Here is a 19,744-nt window from a genome sequence, read left to right as displayed (position 1 = left end):
GCCGTGCCGGGGTTACGCGCACCGTGCGCCGAACCCGCAATCCATTGGGCTTGCGCGAATTTTCGCACCGTGCGGGGCTGCGCCATGGCCGATGAAAACGAATTCCGTGTCCGGCCTGGCCGCATTCGCTCGACCCGCGCGCAGTCGGTTCGCCCCTTCATCGCCCAGGCGCTCGCGGCCGCGAAGAAGGCCGGCGGCGGCGTGTCGCGTTCAGGCCGCGTCGTCTCCGGCAACCGCTCGCGGTTCGGACGCGGCCAGCGCGCCTCTATCCAGGCCAACAGGCTCATCACCGCCCGCACGCGCGGCGCCGTCATCAAGGCCCGCGTCGTGCGGCACTCAGCGCGATCGGCGCCGCTTGGCACCCACCTCGACTATCTGCGCCGCGACGGCGTGACCCGTGACGGAGAGAAGGCGCGGCTTTTCGGGCCGGGTGATGGCGAGGCGGACGGCCGCGCCTTCGCCGAGCGTTGCGAGGACGACCGGCATCATTTCCGTTTCATCGTCTCGCCGGACGACGCGCTGGAGATGTCGGATCTTCGATCCTTCACCAGCGACCTAGTCGGCCAGATGGAAAAGGATCTCGGCACGCGGCTCGACTGGGTCGCCGTCGACCACTGGAATACCGAGCATCCTCACGTCCACCTGATCGTGCGCGGCGTCCGTGACGACGGCCAGGACCTCGTCATCTCCCGCGACTACATCAAGGAGGGCATGCGCGACCGGGCGCGCGAACTCATCACCCAGGAGCTGGGGCCGCGCACCGATCTGGATATCCGCCGCACGCTCGAACGGCAGATCGAGACCGAGCGCTGGACGCAGCTCGACCGGCAGCTTGTCCGCGACGCGGGCAAGACCGGCATCACCGATCTCGCGCCACGTGCTGATCAGACGCCAGACGAATTCCACGCGCTGAAGGTCGGTCGGCTGCGCACTCTCGAAGTCCTCGGCGTCGCGGGACAGGTCGGCCATTCGCAATGGTTCATCAAGCCCGAGGCCGAGTCGGTCCTGCGCGAACTCGGCGAGCGTGGCGACATCATCAAGCGCATGCACCGCGCCCTGACCGAGCGCGGCATCGAGCGCGGCTCGGCCGACTATATCATCGCCGCTGAAAGCCTCGACGTGCCTATCATCGGTCGCCTGGTTGAGCGCGGGCTGGATGATGAGCTGAAGGGTACGGCCTATGCCGTGGTCGACGGGGTCGACGGGCGAACTCACCACATCAAGCTGCCCCATCTCGACGCCGCCGGCGACAGCGCTCCGGGTTCGATCGTCGAGTTGCGCAAATTCGAGGACGCGCAGGGCGAACGCCGCGTCGCGATCGCCGTGCGTTCCGATCTCGACCTCACCTCCCAGGTCACGGCGTCCGGCAGCACCTGGCTGGACCGGCAGGCCATCGCTCGCGAGCCGGCCTCGCTTTCCGATGGCGGCTTCGGCGCTGAGGTCCGCGACGCGCTCGACCGGCGCGCCGATCATCTGGTCGGGCAAGGGCTGGCTGAACGCCAGGGCAGGCGGATCGTCTTCGCCCGGAACCTGATCGAAACCCTGCGCCGCCGCGAACTCGACACGGTCGCTACCAAGCTCGCGGCCGAGACGGGATTGCCGCACAAGCCGGCCTCGAATGGCGAGTTCATCGCCGGCGCTTATCGCCAGCGCCTCACGCTCGCCTCCGGCCGCTTCGCCATGATTGACGACGGCCTCGGCTTCCACCTCGTGCCCTGGAGCCCTTCGCTCGAGAAGCAGCTTGGCCGTCATGTCTCGGGGGTCGCCCGCAATGATGGCGGCGTCGATTGGAGCTTCGGCCGCAAGCGGGGGCTCGGCCTCTAGCCGGATCGAGGAGAAAGACCGTCGGGCGAAACCGTCCTATGTGCGCGCCACAGTTTTCGGCTGTACTTCGCCTACATCTTTCCTGTTGCTTGTCCCGCGTCCGGCTACTCTCTGAATGGCTCCATCTCATTCGTCGATTGGAGCCAGCGTGCGTGGAGGCCAGGTCCTTTGGGGTCAGATTGCTGTCGTCTTCACCATCATCGTGGTGACGACCTGGACGGCGACGCAATGGACGGCCTGGCGCCTCGGCTTTCAGGGGCAACTCGGCGAACCCTGGTTCGAGCTGGCGGGCTGGCCGATCTACTACCCGCCCTCGCTCTTTTGGTGGTGGTACTTCTACGACGCCTATGCGCCGGAGGTGTTCGCCACAGGCGGGATCATCGCCGCATCGGGCGGTTTCATCGCCATCGCTGTCGCCATCGCCATGTCCGTCCGCCGGTCCCGCGAGGCGAAGAATGTCGCGACCTACGGTTCCGCCCGTTGGGCCGAGAAAGCCGAGGTAAAGGCCGCCGGATTGCTTGCACCGGACGGCGTCGTGCTCGGCCGCTACGATCACGAGTATCTGCGGCACGATGGACCCGAGCATGTGCTGTGCTTTGCGCCGACGCGATCCGGCAAGGGCGTCGGCCTTGTCGTGCCCTCGCTTCTGACCTGGCCGGGATCAGCGATCGTCCATGACATCAAGGGAGAAAATTGGCAGCTCACCGGTGGCTTCCGTGCTAGGCACGGCCGCGTATTGCTGTTCGATCCGACCAATCCGAAGTCGTCGGCCTACAATCCCTTGCTCGAGGTGCGCCGCGGCGAGTGGGAGGTCCGCGACGTGCAAAATATCGCCGACATCCTGGTCGATCCGGAAGGCTCGCTGGAGAAGCGGAACCACTGGGAGAAGACCAGCCACGCGCTGCTGGTCGGCGCCATCCTGCATGTCCTCTACGCCGAGGATGACAAAACGCTCGCCGGCGTCGCCGCCTTCCTCTCCGATCCGCGTCGGCCGATCGAATCGACTCTCGCCGCCATGATGAAGACCGCTCATCTCGGCGAGGCGGGACCCCATCCCGTGATCGCCAGCGCGGCGCGCGAGCTGCTGAACAAGTCGGACAACGAGCGCTCCGGCGTGCTGTCCACCGCCATGTCCTTTCTCGGCCTCTATCGTGATCCGGTCGTGGCCGAGGTGACGCGGCGCTGTGACTGGCGCATCACCGACATGGTGGAGGGCAAGCGGCCGACCACCCTTTACCTCGTCGTGCCGCCCTCCGACATAAACCGGACCAAGCCCCTGATCCGGCTGATCCTCAATCAGGTCGGCCGGCGCCTGACCGAGGATCTGCAGGCCAAGGCCGGGCGGCACCGGCTGTTGCTGATGCTCGATGAGTTTCCGGCTCTGGGCCGCCTCGACTTCTTCGAGTCGGCGCTGGCCTTCATGGCGGGGTACGGTCTCAAAAGCTTCCTCATCGCCCAATCGCTCAACCAGATCGAGAAGGCCTACGGCCCGAACAATTCAATCCTCGATAACTGCCATGTGCGCGTCAGCTTCGCCACGAACGACGAGCGCACCGCCAAGCGCGTCTCCGACGCTCTGGGGACCGCCACCGAAATGAAGGCCATGAAGAACTATGCAGGGCACCGGCTCTCGCCATGGCTTGGCCATCTGATGGTGTCGCGTTCGGAAACCGCCCGCCAGTTGATGACCCCTGGAGAAATCATGCAACTCCCGCCCACCGACGAAATCGTCATGGTCGCAGGGACGCCGCCGATCCGCGCGAAGAAGGCCCGTTACTATGAGGACAGCCGCTTCAAGGAGCGCATTCTTGCGCCGCCGGTGCTGGCCAAACCGGCACAGGGGCGCGCGGACGACTGGAGCAGCCTGCCGGTTCCGACGCGCCCCGAGGGGATCGACGCGACGGCGGCTTCCACATCGTCCGATGAAGACCCGACCGAATCCGAGCGCCGCCATCAGCCCGAGCTCAATCGCACGGCTCCCCAGGAGAAGAAGGCTCCGATCGAGAACGAATTCGAGTTCGATCTTCCGGAGGAGCCTGATGAAGAAGCGATGCAGAACCGCCGCATGACCCGCCTGATGCAAGGTGTCGCCCGTCAGGTCTCCCTCGACCCCAATGACGGCATGGAGCTGTAGGCCCATGGCCGGACGAACGAAGAAGGTGAAGATCTCGGTCTACCTCGACCCCGATGTCATGACGATGCTCGGCAATTATGCCGCGCGCCGGGACCAGTCGCAGTCGATGATCGCCGAGGCCGCGATCGCGTCCTTTCTGTCACCGGATGATGCCGAGCGGCGTGAGGCCGTCGTTGCGAAGCGCCTCGATCAGCTCGACCGCCGACTGACGCGCATGGAGCGCGACGTCGGAATCTCGGTGGAAACTTTGGCTGTGTTCATCAAGTTCTGGTTGGCGACAACACCGGCGCTTCCCGAGCCCGCCGCCCAAGCGGCGCGCGCCAAGGCTGGAGAGCGCTACGAGGCGTTCATCATCGCACTGGGTCGACGGCTGGCGAGCGGACCAAAGCTCAGGCAGGAAGTCTCGGACGACGTACCAGCGTCTGAGTAAGTAATGTTGGAAGCGCCTCATATCCGATATCATCGGCGCGACGCGTTACCATCATCGAGCGGCGCAAGGCGCAAGGAGACCGTCGACGCGAATTCGGCCGAGTCGTTCTTCGTAGTCTCCGCTTTCGTCGCAAGCATTCTAGCGAGCATTCTTGCAGGCGCACCGCCGTTCTCCTGTATTTGCACGCTGCGCTACTACTACGCCCGAATATTGTTGAAGGAGCCCGATTTCGGGCCCTTTTAATCATCCCCGTCCGGGGACCGTCTGAATTGTTCCCAGCCAGAGCGGGGACAAGATGGCGGCGATACATGACAATACAGAAGGGCGCACACGCAGTTCGCGCATGCTGCGTACAGCCCTCGGCGCCGCCATCACGCGGTTCCTGGATGACCCATCCATCATCGAAGTGATGCTAAATCCGGACGGCCGCGTCTGGGTTGATCGCCTCTCCGAAGGTCTTGCCGACACCGGCGAAACGCTCTCTCCCGCCGATGGCGAACGTATCGTCCGCCTCGTCGCGCACCATGTCGGCGTCGAAGTCCATCCCCGCGCTCCGCGCGTCTCGGCCGAGCTGCCGGAAACAGGGGAGCGGTTCGAGGGCCTGTTGCCCCCCGTCGTGGCTGCGCCGGCCTTCGCCATCCGCAAGCCGGCCGTCGCGGTGTTCGCCCTCGAAGACTACGTGGCCGCCGGCATCATGACCGCCACCCAGGCTGTGACGCTGCGCGAGGCCGTCATATCCCGCGCCAACATCCTCGTCGCGGGCGGCACCAGCACTGGCAAGACCACGCTGACCAACGCGCTGCTCGCCGAGGTGGCCAAGGGCGCGGATCGCGTCGTCATCATCGAGGACACGCGCGAGCTGCAATGCGCCGCGCCCAACCTTGTCGCGATGCGGACGAAGGATGGCGTCGCCACGCTTTCCGATCTGGTCCGATCCAGCCTGCGCCTGCGCCCCGACCGCATCCCGATCGGCGAGGTGCGCGGGTCCGAGGCCCTCGATCTCCTCAAGGCCTGGGGCACCGGCCACCCCGGGGGCATCGGCACCATACATGCCGGCACGGGCATCGGCGCGCTGCGCCGCCTCGAGCAGCTCATCCAGGAAGCCGTCGTCACCGTCCCACGCGCCCTGATCGCCGAGACGATCGACCTTGTCGCCGTCCTCTCCGGCCGCGGTTCCGCGCGCCGGCTCGCCGAACTCGCCCGCGTCGAAGGCCTCGGCCCCGACGGCGACTACCGCATCACCCCTGCCACCTCAACCACAGGAGACAACACATGATCCGCACCTTCGCGCGCGGCTGCCACACCATGGCGACCGCCGCTGCCGCTGTTTCCATCAGCGTGCTTTTCACCCAGGCCGCTCACGCCTCCGGCTCCTCGATGCCGTGGGAAGCGCCGCTGCAATCCATCCTCCAATCGATCGAGGGGCCGGTGGCGAAGATCATCGCCGTGATCATCATCATCGTCACCGGTCTGACGCTGGCATTCGGCGACACCTCAGGCGGATTCCGCCGACTGATCCAGATCGTCTTCGGCCTGTCGATCGCGTTCGCGGCGTCGAGCTTCTTCCTGTCCTTCTTCTCGTTCGGCGGCGGGGCGGTGATCTGATGACCGCTGGCCTCGAACAGCTCGCTGAGGTGCCGGGCTTCACGGTTCCGGTCCACAGGGCGCTGACTGAGCACATCATGCTCGGCGGCGCTCCGCGTTCGATCGCGATCATGAACGGCACGCTGGCCGGGGCTGTAGGCCTCGGCTTGCGCCTCTGGCTCGTCGGCCTCGCTATCTGGGCGATCGGCCACTTCGCGGCGGTCTGGGCGGCCAAGCGCGACCCGCTCTTCGTCGAGGTGGGACGCAGGCACCTGCGCATCCCCGGTCATCTGTCCGTCTGACGGAGTCATCGCCATGATGAACCTCGCCGAATACCGCCGCACCGGCACACGCCTTGCCGACTATCTGCCCTGGGTGGCCCTCGTCGAAGAGGGCGTCGTCCTCAACAAGGACGGTTCGTTCCAACGCACCGCACGCTTCCGCGGACCTGATCTCGATTCTGCCGTCGCCGCCGAGCTGGTGGCCGTCGCCGGCCGCCTCAACAACGCCTTTCGTCGCCTTGGTTCCGGCTGGGCGATCTTCGTGGAGGCGCAACGCTACGAGGCCTCCCACTATCCATCGGATTTCTTTCCGGACGCGGCGTCCGCGCTGCTCGACGCCGAACGCAAGGCCGATTTCGAAGAAGCGGGTAGCCATTTCGTATCGAGCTACTTCCTCACGATTGCCTATCTGCCACCGGCCGAGGACGCAGCACGCACCGAAGCCTGGCTTTACGAGGGGCGCGAGCACAGCGGCGTCGATCCGCATGAAGTTCTCAAGACTTTCATGGACCGCACCGATCGCGTCGTGGGGCTGCTTGACGGCTTCATGCCCGAATGCGCGTGGCTCGATAGTGCGGAGACGCTGACCTACCTGCATTCAACGGTCTCGACGAAGCGACATCGCGTCCGTGTCCCCGAAACCCCGATCTACCTCGACGCGCTGCTCGCCGATCAATCCCTGACCGGCGGGCTCGAACCACGCCTCGGCGTGTCTCACCTTCGCGTCCTGACCATCGTGGGATTTCCGACCGCGACCACGCCCGGCATTCTCGATGATCTCAATCGGCTCGCCTTTCCTTATCGCTGGTCGACCCGCGCGATCCTGCTCGACAAGACCGACGCCACCAAGCTGCTGACCAAGATCCGCCGGCAGTGGTTCGCCAAGCGCAAGTCGATCGCGGCGATCCTCAAGGAGGTCATGACCAACGAAGCCTCCGCGCTCGTTGATACCGATGCCGCCAACAAGGCGGCGGACGCCGATCTGGCCCTGCAGGAGCTGGGCGCCGACTTCGCCGGTCAGACCTATGTGACCGCGACCATCACCGTCTGGGACGACGATCCGCGCCTCGCCAGCGAAAAGCTGCGGCTCGTGGAGAAGGTCATCCAGGGCCGCGACTTCACCTGCATGACCGAAACCATCAACGCCGTCGATGCCTGGCTCGGTACACTGCCAGGCCATGTCTACGCCAATGTGCGTCAGCCTCCGATATCGACGCTCAATCTCGCTCACATCATTCCGCTCTCGGCGGTGTGGGCGGGACCGGAACGGGACGAGCATTTTGCAGGGCCCCCACTGCTCTTCGGCAAGACCGAAGGCTCGACCCCGTTCCGGCTTGCCCTTCATGTCGGCGATGTCGGCCACACCCTTGTCGTCGGCCCCACCGGCGCGGGCAAGTCCGTCCTGCTCGCCATCATGGCCTTGCAGTTCCGCCGCTACGCCGGCTCCCAGGTCTTCGCCTTCGACTTCGGCGGCTCCATCCGGAGCGCCGCCCTCGCGATGGGCGGTGACTGGCACGATCTGGGCGGCAACCTGTCCGAAGGCCTCGACTCCTCGGTCTCGCTGCAGCCGCTTTCCCGCGTTCACGACACGCCCGAACGCGCCTGGGCTGCCGACTGGCTTGTCTCCATCCTGACCCGCGAGGGTGTGCCGATCACACCCGACGTCAAGGAGCACATCTGGTCGGCGCTGACCTCGCTCGCGTCGGCTCCTGTTGAGGAACGGACGATCACCGGCCTCACGGTCCTTTTGCAGTCCAACGACCTGAAGCAGGCGCTGCGACCTTACTGCGTCGGCGGTCCCTACGGCCGATTGCTGGACGCCGAATTCGAGCAGCTCGGCTCGGCCTCGGTGCAGGCCTTCGAGATCGAGGGCTTGGTCGGGACTGGGGCGGCACCGGCCGTCCTGTCCTATCTCTTCCATCGTATCGGAGACCGCCTCGACGGCTCGCCGACCATGCTCATCATCGACGAGGGCTGGCTGGCGCTTGATGACGACGCCTTCGCTGGCCAGCTCCGCGAATGGCTGAAGACGCTGCGCAAGAAGAACGCCAGCGTCATCTTCGCCACGCAGTCGCTGTCGGACATCGACAACAGCGGTATCGCGCCAGCGATCATCGAGAGCTGTCCGACACGGCTGCTGTTACCGAACGAGCGCGCGATCGAACCGCAGATCACGGCGATCTACCGCCGCTTTGGCTTGAATGACAGACAGATTGAGATCTTGGCCAGGGCGACGCCCAAGCGCGACTACTACTGCCAGAGCCGCAGGGGAAACCGCCTCTTCGAGTTGGGCCTTTCCGAAGTCGGCCTCGCGCTCGCGGCCGCTTCTTCCAAGACCGATCAGGCGCTGATCGCCCGCACCGTCGCCGAGCACGGCCGCGACGGCTTCCTTGCCGCCTGGCTGCGCCTGCGCGGCGCCGAATGGGCTGCAGACCTCATCCCCGATCTCACCAACCTCATCCCCCAGCAGCCCGAGAAGGAGGCTTGACTATGAAGACCTATCGTTCCCCCCGGCGCGCGCTCATGCTCGCGGCGACCATGCTGGCGACGCCGCTCGCGGTCTCGCCAATACTCTCGACTCCGGCTGCCGCGCAGTGGGTGGTCTATGACCCCACCAACTACGCCCAGAATGTCCTGACGGCAGCGCGTTCGCTCGAGCAGATCAACAATCAGATTCGTTCGCTCCAGAACGAAGCGCAGGGCCTCATCAACCAGGCGCGCAATCTCGCCAGCCTGCCGTATTCGTCGCTCCAGCAACTCCAGCAAAACGTCCAGCGCACGCAGCAGCTCCTGCGGCAGGCACAGAACATCGCCTACGACGTCCAGAACATCGACCAGATGTTTCAGCAGCAATACGGGAAGGCCTCGCTCACCGCGTCCGACACCGAACTCGTCAATGGCGCGCGCTCACGTTGGCAGAATACGGTGGGTGGACTTCAGGACGCCATGCGCGTGCAGGCAGGCGTGGTTGCCAATATCGACACCAACCGCGCGCAGATGTCGGCGTTGGTCGATCAGAGCCAAGGCGCGACCGGCGCGCTGCAGGCGACGCAAGCAGGCAACCAGCTTCTCGCGCTCCTCGCCCAGCAGCTCGCCGATCTCACCGCGGTCGCCGCCGCCAACGGCCGCGCCCAAGCCCTCACCGAGGCCGAACGCGCGGCGGCGGCGGAGCAGGGACGTGAACAGCGTCGGCGGTTCCTGACGCCCGGCTCCGGCTACCAGCCGGGCAACGCCCGGATGTTCGGCAACAGCAACTGAGGACTCCCCATGGACGGCAAGATGCTGGCCCGGTTGGGCGCCGTCGTCTTCGTCGCCGTCGCCATCACGACGACGGCGATCGAGATGACCAGGAAGGAGCGCACGCCGGAGCCCGATCCGGTGCGCCTCCTCGAACCTGTGCGTGATCCCCTTCGCGACGGCCAACGTCGATGCCAGCAGCTCGGTCAGGCCGCGGCCAGCGATCCCGACTGCATGCGCGTCTGGGCCGAAACCCGCGATCGTTTCCTCGGCCGACCGGCAACTCCTGCCTCTCCGCCAGCAGAAGGACGCTGAACCATGGGCGGCGCAGGCGTCATCGACAATTTCCTCGAGGTCTTCACCTCCTACATCAACAGCGGCTTCGGACTGCTCGGCGGCGAAGTGGCGTTTATCGCCACCACCCTGATCGTCATTGATGTCACGCTCGCGGCGCTGTTCTGGAGCTGGAGCGCCGACGACGACATCATCGCGCGACTGGTCAAGAAGACGCTGTTCGTCGGGATCTTCGCTTACCTCATCGGCAACTGGAACAATCTCGCCAAGATCATCTTCGACTCCTTCGCCGGGCTCGGCCTCAAAGCCTCCGGCACCGGCTTCACCGCGCAGGATCTCATGCGGCCCGGCAAGGTCGCTCAGACCGGTCTCGATGCGGCGCGGCCGCTCCTGGAATCCATCTCCGACCTGATGGGTTGGATCAGCTTTTTCGAGAACTTCATCCAGATCGCTTGCCTGCTCTTCGCCTGGGCGCTGGTCATCCTCGCCTTCTTCATCCTCGCCATCCAGCTCTTCGTCACCTTGATCGAATTCAAGCTGACGACGCTCGCTGGTTTCGTCCTCATTCCCTTTGGTCTCTTTGGCAAGACCGCATTCATGGCTGAACGCGTTCTCGGCAACGTCGTATCGAGCGGCATCAAGGTTCTCGTTCTCGCCGTCATCGTCGGCATTGGATCGACTCTGTTCAGCCGCTTTACCGCAGGTTTCGGCGGCGCAACGCCGACCATCGACGACGCCATGGCCGTCGTCCTCGCGGCCCTGTCCCTTCTCGGCCTTGGCATCTTCGGCCCAGGGATCGCGGCTGGCCTCGTCAGCGGAGGACCTCAGCTCGGCGCCGGCGCTGCCGTTGGAACAGGCCTTGCCGTCGGAGGCGCGGCGCTCGCCGCCGGAGGCGCCGCTGGTCTTGCCGTGAAGGGAGGCGCGGCCGCCATGTCGGGCGGGGCCGCCGCGATGCGTGGCGGCGCATCGGCCGCCGGTGGCGCCGCCGCCGCCTACAGCCTCGGCTCGCTCGGTCAGTCTGGCGCCGCAGGAGTCGCCTCGGGCCTCGGCGGTGTCGCCCGCGCCGCTGGCGCTGCAACGGTCTCGCCGTTGAAGCGTGCGACCTCGCGTGCGGCCGAAAGCATGAAGTCCAGCTTCTCGGACGGCGCGAAGGCAGGCTTCGGCGCCACCGGCGGCACATCGACGATGGGCACCATCGGCGGCTCCGCCGATGCGTCCGGTTCCTCTCCCGCCTCGGCGTCTCGAGACGGCCCGCCTGATTGGGCCAAGCGCATGCAGCGCCATCGCTCTCTCGGACACGGCGCCACCCTCGCAGCACATGCCGTTCGCTCAGGCGACAGCCACGGCGGGGGCTCCTCGATCAATCTTTCTGAAAGTGACCGCTCATGAGCGTTTTCAAGCGACCCGCCGCCCACTATGGCAAGACACCCGAACCCGTCACGCCCTATCAGAAGGCCGCGCAAGTCTGGGACGAGCGCATCGGCTCGGCCCGTGTCCAGGCCAAGAACTGGCGCCATATGGCCTTCGGGTCATTGATCCTCTCGGCCGGCTTTGCCGCCGCATTGGTTTGGCAGTCCGCACGCGGAACGGTCGTGCCTTGGGTTGTTCAGGTCGACCGCCTGGGCCAGGCCCAATCCGTCGCTCCCGCGACTGCCGACTATCGCCCTACCGATCCCCAGATCGCCTGGCATCTTGGTCGCTTCATCGAACAGGTCCGCTCCATTCCGGCCGACGCGATCATCGTCCGGCAGAATTGGCTGCGAGCCTATGAATGGACGACCGATCGCGGCGCGGCGGCTCTCAACGACTACGCCCGCGCCAACGACCCCTTCACCAAAGTCGGCCGCCGCCAGGTCGCCGTCGAGGTCTCCAGCGTCATCCGCGCCTCTCCGGACTCGTTCCGCGTCGCTTGGACGGAAAGACACTACGAGAATGGCCAGCTTGCCGTGACCGAACGCTGGACCGCGATCCTGACCATTGTGATCCAGACGCCGCGCGACGCGGACCGTCTGCGCGCCAATCCTCTGGGGATTTACGTCAATGCAATTTCCTGGTCGCGGGAGATGACGCCATGAACCCGTCTTTCCGCAGGTCCGCGTTTCCTGTTTTCCGTAAATCCGCCTTTGCGGCTGCCCTGCTGTCCGCAACCGTCCTCGCCGGTTGCGCCACCGCGCCGAAACCGCCGCAGATCAGCTACGACAGCACTGTTCCACCACTTCCGTCGGTCCCGGCAGTCATCACGGATCAGCGGCCACGTCCGCTGCATACGCCTCCGGCCTGGACCCCGGCCAGGGGCGGCAATTCCGCGAGCACGCCGACCGCGCGCGTCGAGAACGCCAACGCCGCCGCGCGTGTCGAGCCGCGGCGAGACGGCTATTACAACTCCATCCAGATCTATCCCTGGAGTGAAGGGGCCCTCTATCAGGTCTATGCCGCGCCCGGGCAGATCACGAACATCGCGCTTGAGCCGGGCGAAAACCTGACCGGAGCAGGTCCGATCGCCGCCGGTGACACGGCCAGGTGGATTATCGGCGACACCGAAAGCGGCTCGGGCGTGACCCGCCGCGTCCATGTGCTCGTGAAGCCGACCAGGACCGACATCACGACCAATCTCGTCATCACGACCGATCGGCGCGTCTACATGATCGAACTGCGCGCGGGCACGAACCCCTATATGCCCGCCGTGGCATGGGCCTATCCCGAGCCCCCAGCCAGCCAACGCGCCAACGTCCCGGCGAGGCCCGTCGTTCCTGCCGCGACTGCGCGCAACTATCGCTATGGCCTGACGGGCGATACGCCCCCATGGCGTCCGGTCTCGGTCTATGACGATGGGCGGCGCGTCTACGTCGAATTCCCGCGCGGCATCGTCCAGGGCGAGATGCCGCCGATCTTCGTCATCGGCTCCGACGGCGAGCCGCAAATCGTCAACAGCCGCATCTACCAGAACATCCTGATCGTCGATCGCATCTTTGGTGCAGCCGAACTGCGTCTCGGAAGCGGCGATCGTCAGCAGACCGTCAGGATCGTCCGTACTGACGGGAGGCCCGCATCATGATCGACAACGACACCAACAACCAACAGCCGGAGAATCTCTCGGCGACGCCGGCCGAGTCCGGCGCGCCTATGCGCTTGCGTGCCGAGCCGCCCCGCGTCACACGCCTGTCCCGCAAGGTTCTGGCGACCGCGAGCGTCGTCGTCAGCATCGGCATTGGCGGCGCGCTCATCTACGCCCTTCAAACCAGGGATGGCGGCGGCAACAACGAGGAACTCTATTCGACTGAGAACCGTTCGACGGCCGATGGTCTGGCCGGGCTGCCCCGCGACTATACCGGCCCTGTTCTCGGGCCGGCGCTGCCTGGCGACCTCGGACGCCCAATCCTCGACGCGCAGAATCGCGGCCAGTCGGTCGTTCCTCCCACGATGTCCGCACCGCAGGTCGATCCGGAAGAGCAGCGTCGTCTCGCGGAGATCGAGGCGGCTCGCACCAGCCGGGTCTTCTTCCAGAATGGTCCTACCGCGGCTACCGCCCCCGCAGACCTCGGCACACCGGGTCTGCCGGGCCTCGGCGCCGGAGTGCAGCCGGGCGTCGCCACGGCCCAGGATCGTCAACTGGCCTTCCTCAACGCGCCCGTTGACCGGCGCACGGTGGCAGGCGACCGGGTCATGGCGCCGGCATCACCCTATGTCCTTCAAGCTGGCTCGGTTATCTCGGCCGCGCTCATCACAGGCATCCGGTCCGACCTCCCTGGGCAGATCACGGCCCAAGTGACCGAGAATATCTACGATAGCCCGACGGGTCGCATCCTTATCGTGCCGCAGGGCACACGACTCGTCGGCCAGTATGACAACAGCGTTCAATTCGGCCAGAAGCGCGTCCTGCTCGTCTGGAGCCGCCTGATCTTCCCCAATGGACGATCCATCGTGCTCGAACGCCAGCCCGGAGCTGATCCGCAGGGCTATACCGGTCTGCAGGACGGCGTGGACTATCACTGGTGGGATCTCGCCAAGGCCGCCGGCCTCTCGACCTTGCTGGCCGTTGGCGCGGAACTTGCGGTCAGCGACGAAAACCGCCTCATGCGCGCAATTCGCGATGGCGGCCAGGACACCATCCACGAAGCCGGCCAGCAGATCGTCCGTCGACAACTCCAAGTGACGCCGACCTTGACGATCAGGCCGGGATTCCCGGTGCGTGTCATCGTCACCCGCGATCTCGTTCTCGAACCTTATGGAGGCTGATGTGAGTAAGTTGAAGCTAGGTCCGATCGTCGACGAGAAGCCGGTAAAGACAACCGTGGAGCTGCCGGCGACGCTGCACCGCGATCTGGTCGCCTATGCCGATGCGCTGGCCCGTGAAACGGGCCAGCCAATCACCGAACCGACGAAGCTGATCGTACCGATGCTCGAACGCTTCATTGCAACCGATCGGGGCTTTGCGAAGGCACGGCGTTCACATCAATCGGCATCGCCGGAGGCGTGACAGCGTCTGCTTCACGCAGGCCGGACATTGAGCGGGCGAGATCAAGAAGCTGTCCTAGGGCCGGATTGTCGTTCTTCGGAGACCAAACGGCACTAAAGGGTAGAACCTCGCCGACAATCGGCCGATAGGCGAGACCCGGAAAGTGTGCGGCCGTCATTGCCTCACTGACGACCGTCAAACCACGCTTCAAGGCCACGAGCGGCAGGAGGTTTTCCCTGCCGATCTGGTGCACGCTAATCTGAGGATGATAGCCGAACGCGGCGAGGCGCTGTACCAGATAGTCATGGATCTCCTGGCCCGGACCTGCCTCATTGATGATGAAGTTCTCATCTGCCAGGTGCTGCCACTCCAACTCGTCGCGACCCGCCAAGAGGTGATCGACAGGAAGCACAGCGAATACGCGCTCCGACCATAGCGGAAGTGTTTCGCAGTCGCGCCAATTCCGCTCTCCTGTCAGGAACGCGGCGTCCAGCTGCATTCGACGAATTGCTGAGGCTTGATCCGCAGGGTTGTCTTCAATCAGGTCGATCTGAACCTTCGGATGGCAATCGGCATAGAGACCGAGCAGCTCCGCGAGGAAACCCGACGCGATTGACGAGTAGATGCCGATTTTGACCCGACCAAAGTCCGAGCGCTTGATCGAGGCGATTTCCTCGGCGCCATCTTCAAAGTTCCGCAAAATCTGACGTGCACGGCGAAGAAAACGCTGCCCCGCGAAGGTCAAACACACGCCTCCGCTATGGCGAAGAAACAATGGCGTACCCAGCCGATGTTCGAGATCACGGATGCGGCGACTAATCGCGGAGTGTTGAATCCCAGTATCGGCGCTGGCTTTGCGGAAGCTGCCATGCTCCGCGGCCGACACGAAATAACGAAGATGCCGAAGCTCGATGGCACGCGTTCTTTCCACAGCCATCGTTACACACCCGCCCGTTCCCTGTTTTGGGCCGTTGGCACCTGCTGCCCCATAAAGTGAGTTACTAAGCAAACTCGCACGACTCGGCTCGGCAGCGATTGCCAAAGGCCTGATTGGGAGCGCCGCTGCATATCTACTTACCCCCGGTGACTGCTCTTTTGCGTCTCAGCGCCTAAGCAAGTTCCTAATTCGGCATAAGACCATTCGCTGGTTGATTGCGCTGCATTTGAGGTGCCGCCGTTTACGCTTGATGGGAGCCCGACCTTTCCGCTCGCGGAGGTTTTTCACCGACGAGGCGGGCGCGTGCGACCTTGACTTGGGCGGCCAACTCGAAGCGGCGCCCGGCAACGCCGCGATGCAGATATAGGCTGTTGTCCTCGCCCGGCTTCTGACCCGACACCATGAGCATGTTCTGCTCCTGCGTGATCGTCAGCTTGTCCTGTGAGACGCCGGCCACCGCGATGGTGATGCGGTAGTCGTCCTCGCCAAGCCCGGCGATAACATAAGGAGGCCAGTTGTCGATACTCCCGGCGCGCTCGCAGCTTTGAGCGCATTCAACATTCGGTCGTAGCCGATGCTCGACCGGAACAGGGGCGAAAAGCCAAAAATAGTTCTCATAGGAGGCCCTCATACTGGCTGCTCAACTAGAATAGAATAAGCGGCATGCTCCGACTTGGCGCCGCGCAGCATTTTCATGACCCGCTCATCGCGCATCCTACGGGCGACTGCCGCGAGAATCTTCAGATACTCGTTGCTGCCTTCGGGGGCCGACAGAAGCAGAAAGACAACGTCGACCGGAAGGTCGTCCACCGCCTCGAAATCGATCGGTTTCTTCAGCACCATCAGCGCGGCGAATGATGTCCGGAGTCCGGGTACAGGCGCATGCGGCATGGCGACGCCATGGCCGATGCCGGTCGAGCCGAGACGCTCGCGTCCCAGCAAGGCTGTATGGATCGCTTCCTCGGTCAACCCTGTGCGAGCGGCGGCATGCGCCGCCAGCTTTTTGATCAGGACGGCTTTCGTGGAGATGGATAGATCAAGGATCACGTCCTCTGGTGCGATGGCAGATGACAGGTTCATAAGAGTACTCACGTTAAAGTCGCCCGCTTCCAGGCGAGCATGCGCGGTCACTGCTCCTGTTCACGGAGGCGGTAACCGACACCTGTTTCAGTCAGGATGTATTGCGGCTGATCGGGCGTGGCCTCTATCTTCTGCCGCAACTGGCGGACATAGACCCGCAGATATTGGACATCGGTCGAGCCGCCCCACACATGCTTGAGGATGTGCTGGTGCGTGATGACCTTGCCCGCGTGCTGCACGAGGACGCGCAGGATTTCGTATTCCTTGGGTGAGAGCTTCACCTCCTTGTCTGCGACCTTGACGATCCGCTTCACTAGGTCGACCGAGAGATCGCCGACCTGGAATATCGGGCGTTCGCCCTGTTGCTGAAGCTTGTGCCTCAGCGCCACCCGAATGCGCGCCGCCAACTCGCGCATCCCGAATGGTTTGGTGAGATAATCGTCGGCGCCCAGTTCCAGCGCCTTTACAATGCCCGTTTCATCGGTCCGGCTGGAGAGGACGACTATCGGCAGCTCGATAAGTTCGGCACGCCACCTCTCAAGAAGGTCATGTCCTGAGATATCTGGCAGCCCAAGATCGAGCAGGATCAGATCGGGCTTCTCCTCTGTGATGAGCGCGGCGGCTTCCTCGCCATTTACAGCCTCGACCATAGCGTAGCCCTCGGCCGTCAGCCCAACGCGCAGGAGTTTCCTGATCGGCGGCTCGTCATCTACGACGAGAATCTTGACTACTGACGTATTCATATCCTTCCTTCCAAAGTCGATGGCTCCGGTCCGATCGGAAACCGCAACGTGAAAATGGCGCCGGGTCTGTCAGCCCGATTGGTTGCGAAAATCGTCCCGCCCATCGCCTCGACAAATCCCTTGCAGATAGACAGACCAAGCCCCGTCCCAGCCTGGACGTGGTCCTTCTTCCGGACGCGGTAGAAACTGTCGAAAATTCTCGTCAGGTCATCAGAGGGAATGCCGGGGCCTTCATCGACGATCTGCAAGACAATTTGGGCGTCTTCCGCCCAGGCCCTTATCGCGATCAGCGAGCCTGCCGGCGCGTATTTCCGCGCGTTGTCGAGCAGATTGAACAACACCTGCTCGAACAGGACCGGATCGAGCCGAACCATCGGCAGATCGGGCGGCACCGCGAGATCGACCCTATGGCAAGCCAGTATCTTCTCAGCGCGACGCAGGGCGCTGCCGACGCTGTCGCCGATGAACAGCGGCGTCAGCGATACCGCCGCCGCGCCCGATTCCAACCGGGTCATGTCGAGAAGGTTTGCGATGAACCGGTTCAGCCTCTCGGCCTCTTCGACAATCGTCGTCAGCAGTTCGACCCGGCCGGAGTCCGTTAGCGAGGTCGAATAGTCTCTCAACGCTCCCGCCGACCCCAGGATCGATGCCAGAGGCGTCTTGAGGTCATGCGACAGCGACGTCAAAAGCGCAGAGCGCAGCTTGTCCGCCTCGGCGGCGAGACGCGCATTGTCGACATCGGCGACCAGTTGGATGCGCTCGATCGCCAGAGCGGCCTGATCCGCCAGGGAGTCGAAAAGCCGTTGCTCGGCAGGTGTCAGGACTGGCCCCTGCTTGTCATTGTCCAGCCCGATCACACCGACCTGTGTTCGCCCCGTCTTCAAAGGCAAGTAGAGGCGCTTCGCTCCCGGTAGTGTATCCGCCCCACGGCCCGCGGGCTTGTCATGCTCCCAGGCCCAATGCGCAGCGGCGATATCCGCATCGTCAAGCGTATCGTCCGGCGGATATCCTGCTTGGACCGCGATGCGGCCATTCTCTGGCAGAAGCGCAACCACCCTAACGTGCAGCATGGAAGCGATCTGATAGACCGTCGCCCACAGAACGTCTCCCAACGTCCCAGCGCCGGCGAGCTTCTTGCTGAACTGATAGAGACCTTCAGTTGTCTTCGCGCGCTCACGCGCAGTCACGGCCTGCCGCTGAACGCGGCTGGCAAGGTTGCTTGCGATAACCGCAACCACCAAGAAAAAGGCAAAGGCCACCACGCTTTCAGGATCGCCGATGACAAGAGTGTAAAGAGGGTCGAGAAAGAAAAAATTGAAGGCAAGCGCGCTTAGCACAGACGCAAACAATGCCGGCCACAAACCGCCGCCCATCGCCGAGGCGAGAACCGCCATCAGGAAGACAAGCGCGATATTGCGCACATCCAGAAAGCGGGAGAGCGCCGTCCCGAGGCCCAATGCCACGGCAACGTAAAGCGTGCTCCACAGATAGTGACCGACGTCTGGGCGCTTCTTAGATCGTGCGCTCACGGTCGCCGGACGTCGCGTATCCTCGCCATTGCCCGGCGAGATGACGTGCACGCTCACATCCGTCTTGGCGCGGATCAGATCATGCGAAACGGAGCCCGCGAAAAGCTCCCGCCACCTGGGCGAGGTCGGCATGCCGACGATGACATGCGTATAGTTGTTGGTCGATGCGTAGGTCAGAATTTCTTGCGCAACGTTCTCGCCGGGCAGGGTAACGGCCTCAGCGCCGAGTTGCTCGGCAAGTCGCAATGCACTGGCGATCTTGTCCTTTTGCTGCTCGGAAAGCCGGGCATCCTTGCTCGTTTCGACATGAACCGCGGCCCAAGGCGCACGAAGCCGGTCGGCCTGACGGCGGCCATAGCGCACGAGCGCCGTCGCCCCGGGCCGTTCGTTGATGCACACCAGGACACGCTCGCCGGCCGACCACGGGCCGGTGATGGCGTGCGCCTGCATATGGGTGACCAACTGGTCATCGACCCGCTGCGCCGTGCGCCGCAGAGCCAACTCACGAAGGGCCGTCAGATTGCTTGGCGAGAAATAGTTCTGCGTTGCGCGCTTTGCGGTCTTGGGCAGGTAAACCTTGCCCTCGTTCAAGCGCTTGATCAGGTCGCCCGGCGTGATGTCGATGATCTCGATGTCGTCGGCACGGTCGATGATCGAATCCGGAACGGTCTCTCGCACCCGGATGCGCGTGATCTGGGCCACGACGTCGTTGAGGCTCTCGACGTGCTGGATGTTGAGCGTGCTGTAGACGTCTATGCCGTTGGCGAGCAGTTCCTCGACATCGAGATAGCGCTTGGGGTGGCGACTGCCAGGGGCGTTGGTATGGGCGAGTTCATCCACCAGAACGAGCGCCGGCTTGCGCGCCAGGATCGCGTCGATGTCCATTTCATCGAGCACATGCCCTCGATAGGGCACTGTGCGACGCGGAACGATCTCGAACCCGTCGACCAGAGCCTCGGTCTCGGCCCGCCCGTGGGTCTCGACCACCCCGATGACCACGTCGACGCCATCGGCCCGCTGAGCCCGGCCCGACATGAGCATCTCATACGTCTTGCCTACACCCGGAGCCGCCCCAAGAAAGATCTTGAGGTGGCCCCGCGTCTCCCGCTGCGCATTTTCCAGCAATGCATCAGGCGATGGTCGGCTCTGCTCTCGTATTGGGTCGTCAGACACTTAATTGGCTCCGGATCAACCGCCAGGACGGCTACTATAGCC

Annotated in this window: 18 protein-coding genes and 1 pseudogene; 14 read left to right on the top strand and 5 right to left on the bottom strand. The window is 64.2% G+C overall.

Annotated elements, in window-relative coordinates; all coding sequences use genetic code 11:
* Positions 1 to 84 precede the first annotated feature (84 nt).
* From BFN67_RS11740 to BFN67_RS11670, 14 genes are all read left to right on the top strand, one after another.
* Positions 85 to 1,824 carry a relaxase/mobilization nuclease domain-containing protein gene (locus BFN67_RS11740; protein ID WP_012561376.1) on the top strand — a complete coding sequence of 580 codons (1,740 nt, stop codon included), beginning with the start codon at positions 85 to 87 and terminating at the stop codon, positions 1,822 to 1,824.
* Between the two features lie 148 nt (positions 1,825 to 1,972).
* Positions 1,973 to 3,958, top strand: a complete 1,986-nt coding sequence (locus tag BFN67_RS11735) for a conjugal transfer protein TraG (RefSeq protein ID WP_067179921.1) — start codon at positions 1,973 to 1,975, stop codon at positions 3,956 to 3,958.
* 4 nt (positions 3,959 to 3,962) lie between these two features.
* A complete protein-coding gene (locus BFN67_RS11730; RefSeq protein ID WP_067179918.1) occupies positions 3,963 to 4,388 on the top strand; it encodes a CopG family transcriptional regulator in 426 nt (141 codons plus the stop codon).
* 295 nt (positions 4,389 to 4,683) lie between these two features.
* Positions 4,684 to 5,664, top strand: a complete 981-nt coding sequence (trbB, locus tag BFN67_RS11720; RefSeq protein WP_012561372.1) for a P-type conjugative transfer ATPase TrbB — start codon at positions 4,684 to 4,686, stop codon at positions 5,662 to 5,664.
* Positions 5,661 to 5,993, top strand: coding sequence for a TrbC/VirB2 family type IV secretion system protein (locus BFN67_RS11715; protein ID WP_012561371.1), 333 nt, complete (start codon positions 5,661 to 5,663; stop codon positions 5,991 to 5,993). Before trbB ends, BFN67_RS11715 begins: the two co-directional genes overlap by 4 nt.
* Positions 5,993 to 6,274, top strand: a complete 282-nt coding sequence (locus BFN67_RS11710) for a VirB3 family type IV secretion system protein (RefSeq protein WP_012561370.1) — start codon at positions 5,993 to 5,995, stop codon at positions 6,272 to 6,274. Before BFN67_RS11715 ends, BFN67_RS11710 begins: the two co-directional genes overlap by 1 nt.
* Positions 6,275 to 6,287: 13 nt before the next feature.
* Positions 6,288 to 8,741, top strand: coding sequence for a conjugal transfer protein TrbE (trbE, locus tag BFN67_RS11705; protein ID WP_067179915.1), 2,454 nt, complete (start codon positions 6,288 to 6,290; stop codon positions 8,739 to 8,741).
* A 2-nt stretch (positions 8,742 to 8,743) separates the two neighbouring features.
* Positions 8,744 to 9,511, top strand: coding sequence for a P-type conjugative transfer protein TrbJ (gene trbJ / locus BFN67_RS11700; protein ID WP_067179912.1), 768 nt, complete (start codon positions 8,744 to 8,746; stop codon positions 9,509 to 9,511).
* A gap of 9 nt (positions 9,512 to 9,520) precedes the next feature.
* Positions 9,521 to 9,805: a putative entry exclusion protein TrbK-alt gene (gene trbK-alt, locus BFN67_RS11695; RefSeq protein ID WP_067179908.1), complete on the top strand. Its 285-nt coding sequence runs from the start codon at positions 9,521 to 9,523 to the stop codon at positions 9,803 to 9,805.
* 3 nt (positions 9,806 to 9,808) lie between these two features.
* Entirely contained in the window at positions 9,809 to 11,173 is a 1,365-nt protein-coding gene (gene trbL, locus BFN67_RS11690) for a P-type conjugative transfer protein TrbL (RefSeq protein WP_067179906.1), read from the top strand.
* Positions 11,170 to 11,859 (top strand): conjugal transfer protein TrbF, encoded by a 690-nt coding sequence (gene trbF / locus BFN67_RS11685; protein WP_067179902.1) that lies wholly within the window; start codon positions 11,170 to 11,172, stop codon positions 11,857 to 11,859. Before trbL ends, trbF begins: the two co-directional genes overlap by 4 nt.
* Positions 11,856 to 12,839, top strand: coding sequence for a P-type conjugative transfer protein TrbG (gene trbG / locus BFN67_RS11680; protein WP_067179898.1), 984 nt, complete (start codon positions 11,856 to 11,858; stop codon positions 12,837 to 12,839). Before trbF ends, trbG begins: the two co-directional genes overlap by 4 nt.
* Positions 12,836 to 14,020 (top strand): TraB/TrbI/VirB10 family type IV secretion system protein, encoded by a 1,185-nt coding sequence (locus BFN67_RS11675; RefSeq protein ID WP_067179894.1) that lies wholly within the window; start codon positions 12,836 to 12,838, stop codon positions 14,018 to 14,020. The genes trbG and BFN67_RS11675 overlap by 4 nt, the downstream gene beginning before the upstream one ends.
* A 1-nt stretch (position 14,021) precedes the next feature.
* Complete coding sequence (locus BFN67_RS11670) at positions 14,022 to 14,261, top strand: DUF2274 domain-containing protein (protein ID WP_013912755.1); 240 nt, start codon at positions 14,022 to 14,024, stop codon at positions 14,259 to 14,261.
* Here BFN67_RS11670 and BFN67_RS11665 read toward each other — a convergent pair.
* From BFN67_RS11665 to BFN67_RS11645, 5 genes and pseudogenes are all read right to left on the bottom strand, one after another.
* Positions 14,194 to 15,177: a LysR family transcriptional regulator gene (locus BFN67_RS11665; RefSeq protein ID WP_067179891.1), complete on the bottom strand. Its 984-nt coding sequence runs from the start codon at positions 15,175 to 15,177 to the stop codon at positions 14,194 to 14,196. The two genes, BFN67_RS11670 and BFN67_RS11665, sit on opposite strands and share 68 nt — an antisense overlap.
* A gap of 289 nt (positions 15,178 to 15,466) precedes the next feature.
* Positions 15,467 to 15,795, bottom strand: a pseudogene (locus tag BFN67_RS11660) (Hsp20 family protein); the annotation flags it as partial.
* A gap of 9 nt (positions 15,796 to 15,804) precedes the next feature.
* The gene (locus tag BFN67_RS11655) at positions 15,805 to 16,269 is read right to left on the bottom strand and encodes a PTS sugar transporter subunit IIA (protein ID WP_245295240.1); all 465 of its coding nucleotides are present in this window, start codon (positions 16,267 to 16,269) and stop codon (positions 15,805 to 15,807) included.
* Between the two features lie 35 nt (positions 16,270 to 16,304).
* Entirely contained in the window at positions 16,305 to 17,000 is a 696-nt protein-coding gene (locus BFN67_RS11650) for a response regulator transcription factor (RefSeq protein WP_067179885.1), read from the bottom strand.
* The gene (locus BFN67_RS11645) at positions 16,997 to 19,702 is read right to left on the bottom strand and encodes a sensor histidine kinase (protein WP_192856818.1); all 2,706 of its coding nucleotides are present in this window, start codon (positions 19,700 to 19,702) and stop codon (positions 16,997 to 16,999) included. The genes BFN67_RS11650 and BFN67_RS11645 overlap by 4 nt, the downstream gene beginning before the upstream one ends.
* Positions 19,703 to 19,744: the final 42 nt, after the last annotated feature.

It is taken from the genome of Manganibacter manganicus (assembly GCF_002075885.1).
GTDB lineage: Bacteria > Pseudomonadota > Alphaproteobacteria > Rhizobiales > Rhizobiaceae > Mesorhizobium > Mesorhizobium manganicum.
The sequence above is the reverse complement of the archived record's forward strand: the minus strand, read 5'-3'. Positions and strand labels throughout refer to the sequence as shown.